Origin of the sequence: Wolbachia endosymbiont (group A) of Epagoge grotiana, from assembly GCF_947251775.1 — a bacterium.
Lineage (GTDB): Bacteria > Pseudomonadota > Alphaproteobacteria > Rickettsiales > Anaplasmataceae > Wolbachia > Wolbachia pipientis.
In genome coordinates, this window is record NZ_OX366387.1 from 522,187 (window position 1) to 543,102 (window position 20,916).

Below are 20,916 nucleotides of genomic sequence, written 5' to 3' on the forward strand. Positions count from 1 at the left end.
TGATACCGTGAAGCGTAAAGATAAGGATGAATTTATACAGAGCACAATAAATGTATTTGTAAATAATGATTTCTTGATATTAGTAAATTTTAAATCTATAAATGCTAATGATTCATTAACTCTGAGGAATAGTCTGAAGTCTATAGCAGGTGGGGTATTAGTAGTTAAAAACACTCTAGCGCGCTTGGCTTTGGAAAGGACTGGTAAATTCTCTTATTTATCAGGCAAATTTTCCGGTCCTGTTGCTATTATATACTCTAGTGGCATAGTAGAAGCTGCAAAATTAATAGTTGATTTTACTAATGCTAACAAAGAAAAAATGTCTGTGATTTGCGCAGCTCATTTAAATGAATTGTTAACAGTGGAAGATGTTAATAAAATGGCTAAGTTGCCTTCTCTGGATGAATTGCGTGTTAAAATTATGCGTTTAATATCTTATGATATTCCTGCTCGGTTAGCGTTGTCTATTAATTCATCTTCTATGAGGCTTATGAGAGTTTTGGATTATTATAGTTCTAAAAAATAAATTTGTTGTTAAGTAAGGTGGTAATTATGAGTAATGTAACAAGTGATTTGGTTGATAAAATATTATCTTTAAACCTATTAGAGGCTTCTGAACTTGTAAAAGTTTTAGAAGAGAAAATAGGGTTGCCTGCTGGTTCTTTTCTTGGTGGAGCTGTTGGTGCTGGGGCGCCTATTGGTGATAATGCTGCTGCTCCTGCTGCTCAAGAAAAAGCTGAGTATAAAGTTGTGATTAAAGAAATTGATGCGAGTAAAAAAATAGGAGTTATTAAAGCTGTGAGAGAGGTTAATTCTACATTGGGTTTAAAAGAAGCAAAAGAGTTGGTTGAATCTTTACCTAAAGATTTGACTGCTAATGTTCCTAAAGACGAAGCAGAAAAAATCAAGCAAAAACTTATTGAAGCAGGAGCAACTAAAGTGGAGCTTGAATAATATTTAATGTATTAATTTTATATTGATATAGCTCTTTTAATTAGTTTGGGGTATTTTAATGGTTGATTCTTCTTATATGTACGCTTCTGGTGCTTTTGTTCCTAGAGTTTCTTATTCTAGGTCGATTGATTTAAAAGATTCTTTATTGGATTTGGTTAAGGTTCAAAAAGAATCATATGATTCTTTTACTCCTAAGAATAAGGGTAATGAAAGACTTGAAGTTATCTTTCATACAATCTTTCCAATAAATGATCCTTTGCGTAGGGCTACTATTGAGTTTATAAGTTGTAGGGTAGATGATCCTAAGTATGATGAATCTGAGTGTATAAAGCGTGGTGTAACTTTTTCTGCTCAGGTTATTGCTTCTATACGTCTTGTTGTTATGCAGGATGGTATTTCTCTTGATGAATATAAATCGATTAAAGAGAGTGGAGATCATTCTAAACTTGCAACCGTTGTAAAATCTATAGAAGAGCAGAAAGTCCACTTTTGTGGGTTGCCTATGATGACTGATAAGGGCACTTTCATCATTAATGGTGTGGAAAAAGTTATCGTCTCACAAATGCATAGGTCTCCTGGTGTATTTTTTGATAGCGATAAGGGAAAAACTTACAATTCTGGTAAATTGATCTATTCTGCTAGAATTATTCCTTATAGGGGTTCTTGGCTTGATATTGAATTTGATGTTAAAGACCATTTGTATTTTCGTGTTGATAGAAAAAGAAAATTGCCAATTTCAGTTTTATTAAAGGCGTTGGGTCTATCAAATAATGATATACTCGATAGATTTTATGGGAAAATAAAGTATGTAAAACATAAAGATGGTTGGAAAGTGCCTTTTGTTCCTGATAAATTTAAAGGAGTGAGGCTGCCTTTCGACTTAATGGATATTGAAGGTAATGTGCTGCTTAAAGCTAACGTTTGTATTACCTCAAGACTAGCTAAAAAGCTATATGATAATGAATTGAAAGAGTATCTGGTTCCTTTTAATTCTATATGTGGTTTATTCCTCGCAGAAGATTTAATGGATAGTGCTAGCTCTACGAAAATTTTATCTGCTGGTGAATCTATAAAGCTGGAAGACATAAAGAAGCTTGAGTTATTATCTGTAGATGAAATATCAGTGTTGAACATAGATAATTTGTTTGTTGGACCTTATATATTAAATACGCTTTTCTTAGATGAAAACATGTCTTATCAGGATGCACTATATGAAATATATAGAGTTTTGCGTCCTGGTGAAGTTCCTGTTTTAGAGATAGTAGAAGAGTTTTTCCGTAATCTTTTCTTCAGTCCGGAATATTATGATTTGTCTAACATTGGTAGGTTGAAGCTTAACTCTTACCTTGGATTAAATTATGATGAGGATTTAACTGTTTTAACGCATGAAGATATTATTGAAATTGTGAAAAAAATAGTATTGTTACGTGACGGTCAAGGATCTGTAGATGATATTGATCATTTAGGAAACAGAAGAGTAAGATCAGTTGGAGAGTTTATAGAAAATCAATTTAGAACTGGGTTGTTGAAATTGGAACGCGCAATAGTTGATTCTATGTCCACTTCTAGTTTAGATAAAGTTTCTCCATCTGATTTTATTAATCCAAAAGTGTTAACTAATGTCTTAAGAGATTTCTTCAATTCTTCTCAATTATCTCAATTTATGGATCAGACTAATCCGTTATCTGAAATAACACATAAAAGAAGGTTATCCGCGTTAGGTCCTGGCGGTTTAACAAGAGAACGGGCAGGATTTGAGGTGCGTGATGTTCATCCAACTCATTATGGAAGAATTTGCCCTATTGAGACTCCTGAAGGGCAAAATATAGGGTTAATCAACAGCTTAGCTATATACGCGCGTATTAATAAATATGGTTTCATTGAAGGCCCTTATAGAAAAGTAGTCAATAGGGTTGTTACTGATCAAATTGAGTATCTTTCTGCTATAGACGAAGGCTCACATCATATAGCTGACACTAGCGTAAAGCTTGATGAAAATAATTGCTTTGTTGATGACATGCTATACTGTAGATATGCTGGTAGCTTCGTCATGGTAAGTAGCGACCAAGTTAGTTACATTGACGTATCTCCTAAGCAGGTAATATCAGTTGCAGCTTCCTTGATTCCATTTTTAGAAAATGATGATGCTAATAGAGCATTAATGGGCTCAAATATGCAACGTCAGGCCGTACCTTTATTGAAGCCTACCGCTCCTCTAGTTGCTACTGGTATGGAGTCTTTTGTAGCTTCTGGCTCTGGTGCTGTAGTTTTAGCAAAACGCGATGGCATAGTTGATAGTTCTGATAGTAACTCTATAGTTATACGTGCTTTTGATAAAGAAAGGGTTAACTACTTGGACGTAGATATTTATCATCTAAGGAAATTTCAGCGTTCTAACCATAATACTTGTATTAATCAAAGACCGCTAGTGTGCGTAGGTGATTATGTTAAAAAGGGTGATGTAATAGCTGATGGTCCTGCAATTAACAGTGGTGAGTTGGCGCTTGGTAAAAATTTGCTAGTCGCTTTTATGTCTTGGCAAGGTTATAATTTTGAAGACTCTATTATTATTTCTAGTGAAGTTGTTAAAAAAGATCTCTTTACTTCTATTCATATAGAAGAATTTGACTGTGTTGTACATGATACCCCTTTAGGATCAGAAAAAATAACTCGTGCTATACCTGGTGTTAATGAAGAAAATCTATATCACTTGGATGATAGTGGTATAGTGAAAATTGGTACAAGAGTTGGTCCAGGCTATATTCTGGTAGGTAAAGTTACACCTAAACCTTCTCTTTCATTGCCTCCTGAAACGAAGTTATTAATGACAATTTTTGGTGAAAAGTCATTCGATTGTGCGGATTCCTCTTTATATACATCTCCAGATGTTGAAGGGACAGTAATTGATGTACAAGTCTTTACACGCAGGGGGGTTGAAGAAAATGAAAGGGCATTACTCATCAAACAAAAAGAGATAAATGACTTTGAGGAAGAGCGAGATTATATAATCAATGTTACTAGTGAATATTTCTATGATGAACTGAAGAAACTTCTTATTAATTCTGGTTCTCAAGATCGAGAAAAATTTGACTCTATTGAACGTGAGCAATGGTGGGGTATAGGATTAAAAAACCAATCCATTTCTGAGCAAGTTAAGAGCTTAAAAAAAGATTTTGATGAAAAAGTATCACATGCAATAGCACAGTTTAAGCGAAAAGTAGAAAAATTACATGAAGGTTATGACCTGCCTCAAGGTGTGTCGATGTCAGTAAAAGTTTTCATTGCTGTGAAACATAGTCTGCAACCAGGGGATAAAATGGCTGGTAGACATGGAAATAAAGGTGTGATTTCTCGAGTTGTGCCAGTGGAAGATATGCCTTATTTGGAAGATGGTACTCCTGTTGATATTATTCTTAACCCTCTTGGTGTTCCTTCACGAATGAATGTAGGGCAAATACTGGAAACGCATGTAGGTTGGGCTTGTAGAAAATTAGGGGAAAAGGTAAGTAATATTCTCGATGAGATCAATAAGATCAAAAGTGCTTTTTGCAAGGGAATTAGGTCCCTTAACGATGATAATTTTACACAATTTGCAGTAGCATACCTTGATAATAAAAAAATTGAAAATATTGATGATGATGAAATAACGGCTTCTGTTTTAAATACACCTAATAAGAATGCACTAAATGACGAGTTGAATGAGTTAGTAGAGAACTATTTGAACTCTTGTAAAAGTTCATACAGCAATTTACGTAACTTCCTGATTGAGGTTTATAGCTATGGCAGTAACGTATCTATCTGTAATGATATTCGTAATATTAGTGATAATAATCTCATTGAATTTGCACGCAAATTACGTGATGGCGTTCCTGTTGCTGCACCTGTATTTGAGGGTCCAAAAGATGAACAAATAGCAAAATTATTTGAACTTGCTGGTTTAGATAACTCTGGACAAGCTGTATTATATGACGGTTGCAGTGGTGAAAAATTCGACCGCAAGGTTACAGTTGGTTACATGTACATGCTTAAGTTGCACCACTTGGTTGATGGTAAAATTCATGCGCGTTCAGTAGGGCCTTATAGTTTGGTTACTCAACAACCTCTTGGAGGAAAATCTCATTTTGGTGGTCAGCGTTTTGGTGAAATGGAATGTTGGGCATTACAAGCCTATGGTGCTGCTTATACTTTGCAGGAAATGTTAACTGTGAAGTCTGATGATATTAATGGTAGAGTTAAGATTTATGAATCGATAATAAAAGGTGACAGTAATTTTGAATGTGGAATTCCTGAATCCTTTAATGTGATGATAAAAGAACTACGTTCTTTATGTTTAAATGTAGATTTAAAGCAAAATGATGTAGTGATTGAAGATATATCTCACACTAACATTGCACAACCTTTTAATGAGGTTAGCATATCGATTGCTAGCCCTGAAAGTATTAAGCGTATATCTTGTGGTGAGATAGAAGATGTTTCAACTGCAAATTATCGTACGTTCAAAGTTGAGAAAGGTGGATTATTTTGCCCTAAGGTTTTTGGCCCTGTCAATGACGATGAATGTTTATGTGGAAAATACAAAAAAAGAAGACACAGAGGTCGCATATGCGAAAAATGCGGAGTAGAAGTTACATCTTCTAAAGTAAGAAGAGAAAGGATGGGTCATATAGAGCTTGCATCTCCTGTTGCTCATATATGGTTTTTGAAATCGCTTCCTTCAAGAATTGGAGCATTATTGGATATGTCTCTCAGAGATATTGAGAATATTTTATATAGCGATAATTATATCGTAATAGATCCTCTTGTTTCGCCTTTTGAAAAAGGTGAGATTATTAGTGAAAAAGCTTATAATGAAGCTAAAGATAGCTATGGGATCGATAGTTTTGTAGCTATGCAAGGTGTTGAAGCTATAAGAGAGTTGCTAACGCGCCTTGATTTACATGAAATTAGGAAGGATTTAAGACTAGAATTAGAATCTGTTGCTTCTGAGATAAGAAGAAAGAAAATTATAAAGAGATTGCGTATTGTTGAAAACTTCATTAAATCTGGAAATAGGCCTGAGTGGATGATACTTACAACTATACCTATTTTACCACCTGATTTGCGTCCTTTGGTATCGCTTGAGAGTGGTCGTCCTGCAGTTTCTGATCTGAATCATCATTATAGGACTATTATTAATAGAAATAACAGGTTGAGGAAATTGTTGAGCTTAAATCCTCCTGAGATTATGATTCGTAATGAAAAAAGGATGTTACAAGAAGCAGTTGATTCTCTTTTTGATAATAGTCGTCGTAATACTTTGGTAAATAAAGCTGGTGCTGTTGGATATAAAAAGTCCATTAGTGATATGTTAAAAGGAAAACAGGGTCGTTTTCGCCAGAACCTCTTAGGAAAAAGGGTAGACTACTCTGGACGTTCTGTAATAGTTGTTGGTCCAACTTTGAAACTAAATCAGTGTGGATTACCAAAAAGAATGGCTCTTGAACTATTCAAACCTTTTGTTTACTCAAAGCTTAAGATGTATGGTATGGCTCCAACTATTAAGTTTGCTAGTAAGTTGATAAGAGCAGAAAAACCAGAAGTTTGGGATATGCTTGAAGAGGTAATAAAAGAGCATCCTGTTTTGTTGAATAGAGCGCCTACGCTACATAGACTTGGTATTCAGGCTTTTGAGCCAATCCTTATTGAAGGCAAAGCAATACAGCTTCATCCGCTTGTCTGTACGGCGTTTAATGCTGATTTTGATGGTGATCAAATGGCAGTGCATGTGCCAATTTCATTGGAAGCTCAGCTTGAAGCTAGGGTGTTGATGATGTCCACTAATAACGTTTTAAGTCCTTCTAATGGCAGACCGATTATAGTTCCTAGTAAAGATATAGTACTTGGTATATATTATCTGACTTTACAAGAACCTAAGGAAGATAATTTACCATCTTTTGGTGCTTTTTGTGAAGTTGAGCATTCCTTGAGTGATGGTACTTTACATATTCATTCTAGTATAAAGTATAGGATGGAGTATATTAATAGCAGCGGTGAAACTCACTATAAAACTGTTTGTACAACTCCTGGCCGTTTAATATTATGGCAAATTTTTCCTAAGCATGAGAATCTAGGCTTCGATCTAATAAATCAGATATTAACAGTCAAGGAAATAACTGGTATAGTTGATTTGGTATATCGTAACTGTGGTCAAAGTGCTACAGTGGCATTTTCTGATAAATTAATGGTACTTGGCTTTGAGTATGCCACATTTTCTGGTGTCTCTTTTGGTCGTTGTGATATGGTTATACCTGAAACTAAAGCTACACATGTTGATCACGCGAGGGGTGAAATTAAGAAATTCTCTATGCAATATCAAGATGGGCTAATAACTAGAAGTGAGAGGTATAACAAGGTTATAGATGAATGGTCTAAGTGTACGGATATGATAGCTAATGATATGTTAAAAGCAATATCTATATATGATGGAAATAGTAAGTACAACTCAGTGTATATGATGGTTAACTCTGGTGCAAGGGGTTCTACTTCACAGATGAAACAGCTAGCAGGAATGCGAGGGCTCATGACCAAACCTTCTGGTGAGATTATAGAAACACCTATAATTTCTAATTTCCGTGAAGGATTGAACGTATTTGAATACTTTAATTCTACTCACGGTGCGCGTAAAGGTTTAGCTGACACTGCACTTAAAACTGCAAACTCTGGATACTTAACTCGTCGTTTAGTTGATGTATCTCAAAATTGCATAGTTACAAAGCATGACTGTAAAACAAAAAATGGTCTTGTTGTGAGAGCTACAGTTGAAGGAAGTACTATAGTTGCATCTCTAGAGAGTGTTGTGCTGGGTAGAACAGCTGCAAATGATATATATAACCCAGTGACAAAAGAATTATTAGTAAAAGCAGGGGAATTAATTGATGAGGATAAAGTAAAGCAAATCAGCATTGCAGGTCTTGATGTTGTAAAAATTAGATCGCCTTTAACTTGTGAAATAAGTCCTGGTGTATGTTCTTTATGTTATGGAAGAGACCTTGCAACTGGTAAAATTGTTTCAATAGGTGAAGCAGTTGGTGTTATAGCTGCTCAATCTGTTGGAGAGCCAGGTACTCAGTTAACGATGCGTACTTTTCATATAGGTGGAGTAATGACTAGAGGCGTTGAATCCTCGAATATTATAGCTTCTATTAATGCTAAAATAAAGTTAAACAATAGTAATATAATTATAGATAGAAACGGAAATAAAATTGTGATAAGCCGTTCCTGTGAAGTTGTGTTGATTGATAGCCTTGGTAGTGAGAAGTTGAAGCACAGTGTACCTTACGGCGCTAAGCTTTATGTAGATGAGAGTGGGTCAGTAAAAATTGGCGATAAAGTTGCGGAATGGGATCCTTATACATTGCCTATTATCACGGAGAAGACTGGTACAGTGTCTTATCAGGACTTAAAAGATGGAATTTCGATCACTGAAGTGATGGATGAATCTACAGGAATATCAAGCAAAGTAGTAAAAGACTGGAAATTGCATTCTGGTGGAGCTAATTTACGTCCTCGTATTGTGCTGCTTGACGATAATGGTAAAGTAATGACACTCGCAAGTGGCGTTGAAGCATGTTATTTTATACCAATCGGTGCAGTGCTCAATGTACAAGATGGCCAGAAGGTTCATGCAGGTGATGTTATTACAAGAACACCAAGAGAGTCAGTTAAAACTCGTGATATTACTGGTGGTTTACCGAGGGTTATAGAGTTATTTGAAGCACGTCGTCCTAAAGAGCATGCTATTGTTAGTGAGATAGATGGCTATGTAGCGTTTTCTGAAAAAGACCGTAGAGGAAAACGCAGTATATTAATTAAACCTGTAGATGAACAAATTTCTCCAGTTGAATATTTGGTATCAAGAAGTAAGCATGTAATAGTCAATGAAGGTGATTTTGTACGTAAAGGTGATCTATTGATGGATGGTGACCCTGATCTCCATGATATTTTACGTGTGCTTGGGTTAGAAGCTTTAGCGCACTATATGATTTCTGAAATACAGCAAGTTTATAGATTGCAGGGTGTTCGTATAGACAATAAGCATTTAGAGGTGATCTTAAAACAAATGCTACAAAAAGTGGAAATTACTGATCCTGGTGATACTATGTACTTGGTTGGCGAAAGCATTGACAAGCTGGAAGTTGATAGGGAAAATGATGCTATGAGTAACTCTGGCAAACGGCCTACTCATTATCTTCCTATTCTGCAGGGGATTACTAGGGCAAGTCTTGAAACTAGCTCCTTTATTTCTGCTGCCTCTTTCCAAGAGACAACAAAAGTACTTACAGAAGCAGCATTCTGCGGGAAGAGTGATCCTTTAAGTGGATTAAAAGAAAATGTTATAGTAGGAAGATTAATTCCTGCTGGTACAGGTTTGATTATGAATAAGATCAGAGCACTTTCACTTTGTGATAATGTGGATAAATATGAAAAATATTTTGATATTGAAACTTATGACGAGGAATGGTTGATGGATAATGGTTGTCATTTACACTCTGGTGAGGAAGAGAGCGTAGTGGCATACGATCAGTCGAATTGAGTACAGCTAGTGTGTCTCTTGACCAAAAAAGCCAATAATATTTTCTTTCACTTCTGTGCTATCTGTCATGTTATTTACTCTCACACGAAATTCAGATGAGCCTTGAAGCCCGCTACTGTACCAACCTATGTGTTTGCGGGCCATCTTTATTCCTGTGTCATTTCCATAGTACTCAAGAATATTGTCGTAATGCTCGAGTATGATGCTTAATCTCTCTGAAGCTGTTGGCTCAGAAGTTTCACTTCCACTGAGAAAGTTCATTGCTTGATTAATCAGCCAAGGTTTACCGTAGGCACCACGACCTATCATCACTCCGTCTGCTCCAGATTCTTTGAGAGCATTCTGAATATCATTTAAATTTTTAATATCGCCATTTACTATAACTGGAATTTTCACTTGCTCTTTAACATTTCTAACGAATTTCCAATCTGCTTGACCATTATAAAGCTGCGCTCTTGTTCTTCCATGCACAGTGATCATTTTTGCTCCTAAGTCTTCGGCAATTTTCGCAAGTCTCGGGGCATTGCGATTTTCATCGTTCCATCCAGTGCGCATTTTCACCGTAACTGGCATATTCACTGCTTTGACCACAGCTTCAATTATCTCAGCGGCTTTTTTCTCATCACGCATTAGCGCTGATCCTGCATAACCGTTTACAACTTTTTTAACAGGGCAACCAAAGTTTATGTCTATAATTTTTGCTCCCATATCCTCATTCAATTTTGCAGCTTCTGCCATAACATTCGGTTCGCATCCAGCAAGCTGAACAGCAGTTAATGCATCGACTTTTGCTTTTTGCAAACTCTGGCGAGTTTGCATAATCATAGCTCTGCTTGCAATCATCTCTGAAACTAACAAACTTGCACCAAGTTTCTTCACAATACTTCTAAACGGATAATCAGTCACTCCAGACATTGGAGCTAAAATAACTGGAGAATCAATTGTCAAATTTCCTATTTGGAGGGGCATAAGGTCAATGGTAATTTTTCATTGATTACATAATGCAACACAAACTTGCATTCTCCCTTGAAATAGAAGACTGAGATGTTTTCGTCCTTGGCGGATGCTTACGATTTCTTAGATCTTCCTTACATTTCTCATCTTCCATAAGCGCTCTTGTAAATTCTTCTCTTTTCTCATTCAAATCAAATTTATATTCTGATAACTTTTTGTCAATTTCGTCAAATGATTTGTCTTCGTTAAGCATTTGTGTAATTTTATGAGCATTTTCTAACGCAAATATTCCACAGTTATACCCGTCACTTTGCTGCTTAGTTGGGGAAATTCTTATGTCTAATACCCATTCCTCTTTTTGCAGTTCTCTTTTAACAATATTTAGCACATTATCTGGCAATTGATTACCAAATGAGTCACAGTAATAAGCTCTAAATTTTTTATCACCTGCATCAGGTTTAATAACCAAAGTTACCCAATGATTATTGTTAATATGAAGAACCGAAGTAAATATCAATTTAGAATTTTGTTTGAATTCACCTCTATAATTCTGAAGAAATTCTTTTGTGAGTTCGTCCCAACCATTAGAATAGCTAGGGGCAAGAAAATAGACATTATTATTACTATATTCACTTTGTGAGTACCCATATACAACTCTTGCAATATGTGTAATGTCATTATCATCTAACCAGTAACTATAGTTTTTTCTGTTTGTCTGATGCACAAGAGTGTCCAAATCTTCGTGAAACTCTTTACCACCCAAACCACTATCCAAAGAGCTTCTACGACTACTGTTCCTTGAATTGGGTTCACTTCCTGGTACAATACCACTATCTCCATCTTGAGTTTTTTGCTCACCTTGACTTGCTCTTTTTCCATTAATATAGTTCTTCGCTAAGTAAAATAAAGGTTCAACAACCATTTTGTATGCTACTGTAAGAATTATTCCCATTAAAACCCAAACTACGGGGTTAGAGATGAGCATAGCAAGTGGAAAGGTCAATAGAGGGGATCCTATTACCGCCCCTAAACAGCCAGCAGCGAATGTGGCTGCTAGGCATACACAAGTAGCGTAGATAACGAATTTCCAATCAGCAAAGTAAGTGCTCTTTTTTAATTGATTACATTTTCCTGTGATGCCCAACATACCACATCCTATGAACGCTAAGTTAATTAATTTTAACAAATTCTAACAAAAAAATCAACCATAATAATTTTAGTAGTATGAGAATATATTGAATATTAAGAGCTTTTGGAGTACAGTAACAATGTTAGTAATAGCACAATATATGCACGATATAGAATATATACGCAAAAACCCTGAAGGATTTGAAAAGGCAATGAAAAGCAGGGGAATTAGAGAATCTACTGCGGAAGAGATATTAGAAATCGATCACGAGAAAAGATCATTAACCACTAAACTGCAGGATTTGAATAGGCAGCGCAATGAAATCACAGAGGAAATAAAAAAGCTTAAAATGAGCAAGAGCCCCTGTGAAGAGCAAATAGAGTTGTCAAAAAGCATCACAAATGAGATAGAGGCAATCAGCTTAAAAGAACAAGCAGAAAAGGATAAGTTAGTGAATGTTTTATCTAACTTGCCGAATATTCCTGCGCAAGATGTGCCAATAGGCGCAGATGAGAACTCTAATTTAGAGGTGAGAAGATATGGAGGAAAAAGACAGTTTGATTTTGTACCAGAATCTCATTATGAACTCGGAGAAAAATTAGGTTTAATGGACTTCGAACAAGCGGCGAGAATTTCCGGATCAAGATTTACGATATTAAAAGGACAGTTAGCTAAGCTTGGACGAGCGCTAATAAATTTTATGCTTGAAATGCATGTTAATGAATTTGGCTATACTGAGGTGTACCACCCGACTTTGGTGAAAAACGAGGCTATGTATAATGTTGGTCAGCTACCGAAATTTTCTGACGATTCGTATTTAACTACCGACGAATTGAGGTTGATTCCCACAAGTGAAGTGTTTTTAACAAATTTAGTTGCTGACAAAATAATGGAAGAAAAAGAACTGCCTATTCGCTTTACTGCATATTCGGAGTGCTTTCGTAAAGAAGCAGGTAGTGCAGGTCGCGATACCAGGGGCATGATAAGGCAACACCAATTTGGTAAAGTGGAGTTGGTAAGCATCACAACTGAAGACCAATCAAATGATGAGCTTGAGGGTATGACTAGTGTTGCTGAAGAGATATTAAAAAAATTAGAATTGCCATACAGAGTAATGCTGCTTTGCAGTGGCGATATGGGTTTTGCTGCACAAAGGACTTATGACATAGAGGTATGGTTACCTGGGCAAAATAAATATAGAGAAATATCAAGCTGCTCAAATTGTGGTGCATTTCAAGCAAGAAGGATGAACGCTAAATACTCTTCAGAAACTAATAAAAAGATAAAAAAATATGTTCACACTTTAAACGGCTCAGCTTTAGCTATAGGAAGAACGATTATTGCCATAATGGAGAATTATCAAAATTCTGACGGGTCGATTGCAATACCAAACGTGTTGCAAAAATACATGAGTAATGATACTGTTATAAGCAAATAATAATTTTGACATATAGAAAAGCGAGGAAATAAAGATGAAGGTTCTGGTTATAGGTTCTGGTGGGCGTGAGCACGCTCTACTTTGGGCTCTAAAAAAATCTCCTATCTTGACTGAGTTATATGTAACTCCTGGTCGCCAAGCTATGAAAGATCTTGGGGCTCTTGTGGATGTAAATATTCAAAATTCAGTGGATGTTACACAATTTTGCAAGAGAGAAAATATAGAGTTGGTTGTTATTGGTCCAGAACAACCAATAATTGATGGGCTTGCTGATGATTTAGTTGCAGAGGGAATAAATGTTTTTGCTCCAAGTCAAGCAACTGCAAAACTTGAGGGATCGAAGTCTTTCACCAAGGGACTATGTAAACGATATGGTATACCAACTGCCAAGTACGAGTGTTTTGTTGATGAAGGGTTAGCTAAAGATTTTGTACGTAGCAATAAAATAAAGTTTCCACTTGTAGTGAAAGCAAATGGAATTGCAGCAGGAAAAGGGGTGGTTATATGTAATACAGAAAGCGAAGCTTTTTCAGCAATAAATTCAATGCTAGTGGAGAAAAAATTTGGTGAATCAGGTGAAGAAATAATCATAGAAGAGTTTTTAGTTGGAGAAGAAGTAAGTTTTTTTGCTCTTATTGATGGGTTGAAAGTAGTAACTCTTGGGTGTGCAAAAGATTATAAGAGAGTTGATGAAAGTAATGAAAGCCAAAATACTGGAGGTATGGGGTCGTACTCATCACCTTCAATTATAAGTAAGGACATGGAGCAAAAAATTATCCAAAAAATAATATACCCTACAGCTCAAGCATTGGTTAACATGGGTACGTCTTATAAAGGAGTACTCTTTGCTGGTTTAATGATTTGCAAAGATAGCCCAAAACTTCTCGAGTATAACGTTAGATTCGGTGATCCAGAAACGCAATCTATATTACCTAGATTTGATTCAAATTGCGATTTGTTAAAATTGATGTTGTCAGTTGCAGAAGGAAAGTTAAATGTCAAAATGGTGGAACTTAACAACAAATCTACAGTTTGTGTAGTTGTTGCAAGTAAAGGCTATCCGGGTGATTATCAAAAGGGAGAAGTAATTAAAGGATTAGATAAGATTGAAAGCATTCCTGGTGTGTTGGTGTTTCATGCTGGTACTAAATTCGATGAAAGTGGTAACTTAGTTTCCGATGGCGGAAGAGTGCTAAATATAGTAGCAGAAGGGAGCACTATAGAGGAAGCCAAAAGTAAGGTGTACTCAGCATTAAATTTTTTAGAATGGCCAGGGGGCTTCTTCAGATACGATATCGGTAGTTAATGTTAGCTGTCGGTTAGCAGGTGGTTCACAGAAACGAAAAACTTCCTTGACAAACTCCGCCAGCCCCCTTATCATGAAACTGAAGCTATTGTATTTGCTTTCGCCAATCTGCAGATTAAAAGGTAAGGATTACTTAATGTATCGGCGTCTTATGTTCAATTTTTTGCAGTATATAGATACTGTATGTCTTTACAAAACTTCATCTACATCTAGATTTTTATCTAAATAAGCTGAACGCGCTTATAAAGCGTTACAAGACATCAAAAAATGCCAATACTCGACAGAGATAGTAAAAGACTAGCTAACTCGGGGATTCTTTGTCTTTTTTTCTGCTTGGTAAATTTCTTAAACATTTGCAGCATAGGTTAGTTGCAATTAAAAGCAGCTAAATCTTGCTTGTCAAGCGTTTAAAACATAAAAAACGCCAATATTTTAAAGCAGATAATAACCCCAGGGCTTCTTTTGCCTTTTTTTTCATTTGGTAAATTTCTTAAATATTTATGGCTAAACGACAATCGTCATCCCGCTACTTGTTAGCGGGATCTAGAGATACCGCGGCGGTATGACGTAGGGAAACCTTTCTTGGGTTAGCTATAAAACTAATCAGCATCTTGTTTAGCACATATAAATTAAGTTTCACAAATATAGTGCTAAACCTTGAAAATATGTTATAGCTACTTCTTCCAATTTAGTGGTGGGTTTTGACAGTACACATGTTATTTTACTAGCTACCAACTCAAGTGTCACAGAAGTTGCAATCATTTTAAATGTCACAGAAGTTGCAATCACTGCATTTATATTCTGTACTTTAACATTTACTCTACTTTCTATTAGAGGCTTTACCCCCCTTACATCATTACGTACAGCAGTATGATTTATTTCATTTTCAATTCCACTACTATGCTGCAACAAGATATCCCCATTAACTTTTATTTCAACATTTTTGTCACTACTACCATTGTTAAAATTTAATCCCTCATCTCTTCTACTTTGTCTTTTTTTTTTTAATTTTAATTCAGTTTCTCTTTTATCAAGGGTAGGAAATGGGATGTGAGTTTTTTCCTGACCATCTTGATTTATAGCTCTTGTTGTATTAAAAGCTTCGTTGCTTTTACATGATATTGTATAAGTAAGTGGTGTGTAGATTTTTTCTTCACTATCTGGATATTTTATAGTTATTGTTGCATTAAGAATGTCTTTCAGAATATCATTTTCTCTAGCTATGTCTAAAATTTTTTGAATAACTTTGCGATCATGTAATGCGGCAAGTAACTTATCAGTTACTTTTTGATTATTTTTATGTTTTATGGTTATTGTTGTGTTAAGAATGTCTTTCAGAATACCGTTTTCTTTAGCTACTCTTAACATTTTCTCAACAGCCATACTATCTTTACGTAGTATAGCATAAGCAAGTGGTGTGCAAGTTTCTTCCTGACCATCTGGATATTTTATAGTTGTTGTTGCGTCAAGAATGTCTTTCAGAATACCGTTTTCTTTAGCTACTCTTAACATTTTCTCAACAGCCATACTATCTTTACGTAGTATAGCATAAGCAAGTGGTGTAACAGTTACTCTCCGACCATCTAGACATTTTATAGTTATTGTTGCGTTAAGAATATCTTTCAGAATACTGTTCTCCTTAGAGATTTTTAAAATTTCTTCAATAGCTATACTATTTTCACGCAGTATAGCATAAGCAAGTAGTGTGTAAGTTACTTCCCGGCTATCTGAATGTTTTATAGTTGTTGTTGCGTCAAGAATGTCTTTCAGAATATCGTTTTCTTTAGCTACTCTTAACATTTTCTCAACAGCTATACTATCTTTACGTAGTATAGCATAAGTAAGCGGTGCGCAAGTTTCTTCATGACCATCTGGACATTTTATAGTTGTTGTTGCATCAAGAATATCTTTCAGAATACCGTTTTCTTTAGAGATTTTTAAAATTTCTTCAATAGTTTTGCTATTTTTACATGATATAGCGTAAGTAAGCGGTGTGTAAATTTCTTTCTGACCATCTAGATATTTTATAGTTGTTGTTGCGTCAAGAATGTCTTTCAGAATATCGTTTTCTTTAGAGACTTTTAAAATTTCTTCAATAGTTTTGCTATTTTTACATGATATGGCGTAAGTAAGCGGTGTGTAAATTTCTTCTTGACCATCTAGATATTTTATAGTTGTTGTTGCGTCAAGAATATCTTTCAGAATACTGTTCTCTTCAGCTGCTACTAGAATTTCTTTAATAATTTTGCCATCCTCCCAGAACCTTACTATTACCCACAAATATAAATGTTTGTTGCATAGCTCTTAATGGCATAACTTTTGCTTGAAATAACTGTTTATATGGTGCAATTTACAGCTTTTAGTTGCTAAAATTATAACTCTTAGTTTAATAATTTTAATCTAATAAGCTTTCAGGTTAATAAAATTAAATTATTTGAGTAAATACAATACTATGTTTTTATTTGTGGGTAATAGTAAGTCCCAGAACATAGCATGAGCAAGTGGTGTGTAAGTCACTTCCCGGCTATCTAAATGTTTTATAGTTATTGTTGTGTCAAGAATATCTCTCAGAATACCGTTTTCTTTAGCTACTCTTAACACTTTCTCAACAGCTATACTATCTCTACGTAGTATAACATAAGCAAGTGGTGTGTAAGTCACTTCCCGGTCTAGATATTTCATGGTTGTTGTTGTGTTAAGAATATCTTTCAGAATACTGTTCTCTTCAGCTGCTACTAGAATTTCTTTAATAGCTTTGCTATCCTTCCAGAACATAGCATAAGCAAGTGGCGCGTAAGTCACTTCCTTGTTATCTGGATATCTTATAGTTGCTGTTGTGTTAAGAATATCTTTCAGAATACCGTTCTCCTTAGAGACTTTTAAAATTTCTTCAATAGCTATACTATCTTCATATAGTATAGCATAAGCAAGTGGTGTAACAGTTGCTCTCCGACCATCTGGATATTTTATAGTTGTTGTTGCGTTAAGAATATCTTTCAGAATACCGTTTTCTTTAGAGACTTTTAAAGTTTCTTCAATAGTTTTGCTATTTTTACATAATATGGCATAAGTAAGTGGTGTGCAAGTTTCTTCCTGACCACCTGGATATTTTATAGTTGTTGTTGCGTCAAGAATGTCTTTCAGAATACCGTTTTCTTTAGCTACTCTTAACATTTTCTCAACAGCTATACTATCTTTACGTAGTATAGCATAAGCAAGTGATATAATAGTTGGTTCTTTACCCCGATGTTTGCTTACTTCCGTAATAAGAATCCTTTGTTTTTCCTTTTCAGATATTTTTTCTAGTTCTTCAGCAATGCTACTTTTTTTGCCTTCTATTTTTGATGCTAATTTTAAAATACTTTTTTCATCTTTCTCTTTCAATTTCGAATCGTTTACCTGATGAGTCATTTTTTTTCTCAAGGTCTTTCTTATTAAACTAAGCATAACATTTTCTCTCTTCGTGGTTATAATATTTGCTTTTATGAATCAGTTGTGTTGACAATGTATTAATTGCATAGCTCAGACATTGTTTTATAAAGTAAAATTTTAGTAGACCACCTTACAAGAACGTTTCTTGCTAATTCTGAATCCGAAAAAAGGACGCAGTAAAGTTATTTGTAAGGGAAGAATGAAACTTGTAGCTATAGCTAAACTGACTTACGATAATTTGAAAAACCGTCATCCCGCTGCTTGTTAGCGCTTACTATTACCCACAAATATAAATGTTTGTTGCATAGCTCTTAATGGCATAACTTTTGCTTGAAATAACTGTTTATATGGTGCAATTTACAGCTTTTAGTTGCTAAAATTATAACTCTTAGTTTAATAATTTTAATCTAATAAGCTTTCAGGTTAATAAAATTAAATTATTTGAGTAAATACAATATTATGTTTTTATTTGTGGGTAATAGTAAGTTGTTAGCGGGATCTAGAGATACCGCGGCGGGATGACGGTTCGCAGTGGTATGACGGTTCGCGGCGGGATGACGATAAGCTCGTCATCCCGCTACATTAATATTGTATTAATAAAAACTTAATAATAATCCTTAATAATATATGAACTAACATGTTCGCAATTTCGTATGACAGAGGAAACAAAAGATGGATATGCTTCCTTATACGTTGCAATTCAGGAAGGTAATATTGAAGCTGCAGAACTACTAATAAAGTGTGGCACAAACGTCAATGATCATTATGAACGCAATCGTACGCCACTGCATATTGCCATCGGACGCAAACAATTAGAAATAGCAAAATTGCTGATAAAAAATGGAGCAAACGTTAATGCAAAAACTCAAAATCATGGTAAAGATGATCTAACACCAATGCACTTTGCAGTTTTTGCAAATACGCCAGAATTTATAGAATTACTAGCTAGCCATGGTGCATTGATTAATGAAAGAGAAAGCACCGAAGGGTATACTCCTCTTCACTTTGCTGCTTTATATGGGAACAAAAATATAATACAAGCCTTAATTGATAAGGGACAAGATATTGAAGATGTGGACAATAATGGGCGAACAGCTCTGTTTTTAGCTGCTAGGCAGTGCACTGAAGCAGAAGATGATAGCAGAATAGAAATTATCAAGTATTTGATAGACAAGCTCAAAGCAGATGTAACAAAGAAAGACAATAATAACAATGCAGTACTCTTTCCTGCCGCTAATAATTGCCCTGGAAAAGTGGTAGAATTCATCATTGAGCAATATATAAAAATCTTTGAGTTAGAGAATTTTATCAACCACAAAAATAATGATGGAATGGATGCTTTGGATATTGCGCTGAATAGTGGAAACGAGAAAGCTATTGAAGTATTAAGATCATATGGAGCAGATATCAAGAATAAGGTAGATGGTAGCATTCAAAAAATTACTGCAGAAAAACCAAGTAGTACCCTAGACAGAGCAGAAAGTGCAGAGGTAGCGCCTCCAATTAAGCAAAGAGTATAAAACTTTTTATAAAGCGATTATAAATTTCAGTAAGTTGCAGAGGCTCTACAATGGGAAGTGTAGTATGTTAGCAGATACAAATGACTAGATAAATTATATTTCATTAAAGTCATTTATCTTGAAACATAAGCAGGATTTTGTATAGTTGTTTCAATTTGGGTCTGTATATTGAAACAACGCGTGAAAATGACAGGTCATTGTACAAGAGGTACCTAATTCACCGACAAGAATGCTAGATAAAGACACTTACATTTCAATTATTTTACAATTTCTGTATAATCTTAAAAACTCAATTAGTGCGTTATGAAGATAGTAATAGGTAATGCTAGTAAGGAATTAGGGGAATCAGTAGTTAACCGGCTAGATGTTCAACCATCCTCTGCTTGGATATCAAAGTTTACCGATGGCGAGGTAAATGTAGAAGTAGCAAATGATCTATATAATCAAGAAGTATATATAATACAATCTCTTTCTCCCCCTGTGAATGATAACCTTATGGAGCTTCTGCTCATAATTGATGCAGTAAATAGATTAGGAGCCAAAAGGATAGTAGTAATTATTCCTTATTATGGATATAGCAGGCAAGATAGAATTATCAAGAACAATAATGTGCAGTCTGCTTTAAGTGCCAAATTAGTTGCAAATCTTATTCAAACTGCAGGTGCAAGTAGCGTTGCAGTTATTGATTTGCACTCAAGTCAAATTGAAGGATTCTTTGATGTACCGATAACTAATTTGAACTGCTTTGAAGCATTTGTTGACTCTATACACACGGAAAATTTGGCAATTGTTGCACCTGATGTTGGAGCAATTGGTAGAGCACGTGCTTTTGCAAAGACTTTAGAGGAAAAGTACAAGATAGGGTTAAGTGATAAGATTATTGTAGTAGATAAATATAGGGAGAAAGCAGGCACATCTCAAGTAATGAACATAATAGGAGAAGTTGCAAACAAAAATTGTGTCATTGTTGATGATATAGTTGACTCTGGTGGAACATTGTGTAATGCAGCTCTTGCTTTAAAAAGTTACGGAGCAAAGTCCGTAACTTCATGCATCACACACGGTGTGCTTTCAGGAAGTGCAGTTGAGAAAATCTCTTCCTCTTCTTTAGATAAATTAGTGATTACGGATACCATACTTCACAAACTTGAAAAAACTGGTAAAATAGAAGTTGTTTCGGTTGTAAATATTTTAACTCACTTCATCCAAGGAGGTAGAAATGCCAGCTAAGTCAACAGAAGACGTTATTACTTCACTAATAGAATTTGCAAATAAGAGAAAAATAACAATTACCAAGGAAGAAATGCTTAAAATTGCACAGCTTGTAAGGATTAAGTTATCAAATGACGAGATTGATCACTACTCCAAAGAACTGACAATGCTGGATTGGATACATGATACTTTATTGCAAGTTAATACTGAAGGTGTTTCTCCTATGCGTTATGGCAGCATAGACAAGGACATTCATGTACGCGATGATGTTATAAATTCTCAAAATATTAAAGAAGAGATATTGTCCAATACAAAACCTGAGCATGGGTATTTTGTAGTGCCAAAGGTTATAAACGATTAAGGTAAAACAAGCTTATATCAAATCCACAATAGATCTAC

Annotated in this window: 12 protein-coding genes; 8 read left to right on the plus strand and 4 right to left on the minus strand. The window is 35.1% G+C overall.

From position 1 onward, the window contains the following. Positions 1-7: 7 nt before the first annotated feature. The 3 genes from rplJ to OPR50_RS02500 are packed head-to-tail and all read left to right on the plus strand — an operon-like array spanning position 8 to position 9,526. Entirely contained in the window at positions 8-526 is a 519-nt protein-coding gene (rplJ, locus tag OPR50_RS02490; protein ID WP_265024218.1) for a 50S ribosomal protein L10, read from the plus strand. Between the two features lie 26 nt (positions 527-552). Beyond that, positions 553-954 carry a 50S ribosomal protein L7/L12 gene (gene rplL, locus OPR50_RS02495; protein ID WP_007551887.1) on the plus strand — a complete coding sequence of 134 codons (402 nt, stop codon included), beginning with the start codon at positions 553-555 and terminating at the stop codon, positions 952-954. A 58-nt stretch (positions 955-1,012) separates the two neighbouring features. Then, on the plus strand, positions 1,013-9,526 hold the full coding sequence (locus tag OPR50_RS02500) for a DNA-directed RNA polymerase subunit beta/beta' (protein ID WP_265024219.1): 8,514 nt from the start codon (positions 1,013-1,015) through the stop codon (positions 9,524-9,526). 6 nt (positions 9,527-9,532) lie between these two features. Here OPR50_RS02500 and dusB read toward each other — a convergent pair whose 3' ends face one another. Both dusB and OPR50_RS02510 read right to left on the minus strand, forming a co-directional pair. Beyond that, positions 9,533-10,495 carry a tRNA dihydrouridine synthase DusB gene (gene dusB, locus OPR50_RS02505; RefSeq protein ID WP_264339239.1) on the minus strand — a complete coding sequence of 321 codons (963 nt, stop codon included), beginning with the start codon at positions 10,493-10,495 and terminating at the stop codon, positions 9,533-9,535. A gap of 25 nt (positions 10,496-10,520) precedes the next feature. After that, on the minus strand, positions 10,521-11,465 hold the full coding sequence (locus OPR50_RS02510; RefSeq protein WP_265024220.1) for a C48 family peptidase: 945 nt from the start codon (positions 11,463-11,465) through the stop codon (positions 10,521-10,523). A 304-nt stretch (positions 11,466-11,769) separates the two neighbouring features. On the opposite strand from OPR50_RS02510, the gene serS reads away from it, so the two are divergent. Both serS and purD read left to right on the plus strand, forming a co-directional pair. Further along, on the plus strand, positions 11,770-13,047 hold the full coding sequence (gene serS, locus OPR50_RS02515) for a serine--tRNA ligase (RefSeq protein WP_265024321.1): 1,278 nt from the start codon (positions 11,770-11,772) through the stop codon (positions 13,045-13,047). Positions 13,048-13,081: 34 nt separating this feature from the next. Next, the gene (purD, locus tag OPR50_RS02520; protein ID WP_138264878.1) at positions 13,082-14,353 is read left to right on the plus strand and encodes a phosphoribosylamine--glycine ligase; all 1,272 of its coding nucleotides are present in this window, start codon (positions 13,082-13,084) and stop codon (positions 14,351-14,353) included. A gap of 636 nt (positions 14,354-14,989) precedes the next feature. On the opposite strand, the gene OPR50_RS02525 is transcribed toward purD, so the two are convergent. Both OPR50_RS02525 and OPR50_RS02530 read right to left on the minus strand, forming a co-directional pair. Beyond that, positions 14,990-16,633: a WD_0033/WD_0034 family tandem repeat-containing protein gene (locus tag OPR50_RS02525; protein ID WP_265024221.1), complete on the minus strand. Its 1,644-nt coding sequence runs from the start codon at positions 16,631-16,633 to the stop codon at positions 14,990-14,992. 150 nt (positions 16,634-16,783) lie between these two features. After that, positions 16,784-17,764 carry a WD_0033/WD_0034 family tandem repeat-containing protein gene (locus OPR50_RS02530; RefSeq protein ID WP_265024222.1) on the minus strand — a complete coding sequence of 327 codons (981 nt, stop codon included), beginning with the start codon at positions 17,762-17,764 and terminating at the stop codon, positions 16,784-16,786. Positions 17,765-18,438: 674 nt separating this feature from the next. Here OPR50_RS02530 and OPR50_RS02535 point away from each other — a divergent pair. From OPR50_RS02535 to gatC, 3 genes are all read left to right on the plus strand, one after another. Then, complete coding sequence (locus OPR50_RS02535; protein WP_006280296.1) at positions 18,439-19,305, plus strand: ankyrin repeat domain-containing protein; 867 nt, start codon at positions 18,439-18,441, stop codon at positions 19,303-19,305. Positions 19,306-19,608: 303 nt separating this feature from the next. Next, positions 19,609-20,535, plus strand: a complete 927-nt coding sequence (locus OPR50_RS02540; protein WP_182309371.1) for a ribose-phosphate diphosphokinase — start codon at positions 19,609-19,611, stop codon at positions 20,533-20,535. Next, positions 20,525-20,878, plus strand: coding sequence for an Asp-tRNA(Asn)/Glu-tRNA(Gln) amidotransferase subunit GatC (gene gatC / locus OPR50_RS02545; protein WP_065094978.1), 354 nt, complete (start codon positions 20,525-20,527; stop codon positions 20,876-20,878). The genes OPR50_RS02540 and gatC overlap by 11 nt, the downstream gene beginning before the upstream one ends. Positions 20,879-20,916: the final 38 nt, after the last annotated feature.

Excerpts from the sequence above, each read along its gene's own strand:
- OPR50_RS02530 (WP_265024222.1), bottom strand. The coding sequence starts at position 17,764 with ATGACTCATCAGGTAAACGATTCGAAATTGAAAGAGAAAGATGAAAAA.
- dusB (WP_264339239.1), bottom strand. The coding sequence starts at position 10,495 with ATGCCCCTCCAAATAGGAAATTTGACAATTGATTCTCCAGTTATTTTA.
- gatC (WP_065094978.1), top strand. The coding sequence starts at position 20,525 with ATGCCAGCTAAGTCAACAGAAGACGTTATTACTTCACTAATAGAATTT.
- serS (WP_265024321.1), top strand. The coding sequence starts at position 11,770 with ATGCACGATATAGAATATATACGCAAAAACCCTGAAGGATTTGAAAAG.
- OPR50_RS02510 (WP_265024220.1), bottom strand. The coding sequence starts at position 11,465 with ATGCTCATCTCTAACCCCGTAGTTTGGGTTTTAATGGGAATAATTCTT.
- OPR50_RS02540 (WP_182309371.1), top strand. The coding sequence starts at position 19,609 with ATGAAGATAGTAATAGGTAATGCTAGTAAGGAATTAGGGGAATCAGTA.
- rplL (WP_007551887.1), top strand. The coding sequence starts at position 553 with ATGAGTAATGTAACAAGTGATTTGGTTGATAAAATATTATCTTTAAAC.
- OPR50_RS02535 (WP_006280296.1), top strand. The coding sequence starts at position 18,439 with ATGACAGAGGAAACAAAAGATGGATATGCTTCCTTATACGTTGCAATT.
- OPR50_RS02500 (WP_265024219.1), top strand. The coding sequence starts at position 1,013 with ATGGTTGATTCTTCTTATATGTACGCTTCTGGTGCTTTTGTTCCTAGA.
- purD (WP_138264878.1), top strand. The coding sequence starts at position 13,082 with ATGAAGGTTCTGGTTATAGGTTCTGGTGGGCGTGAGCACGCTCTACTT.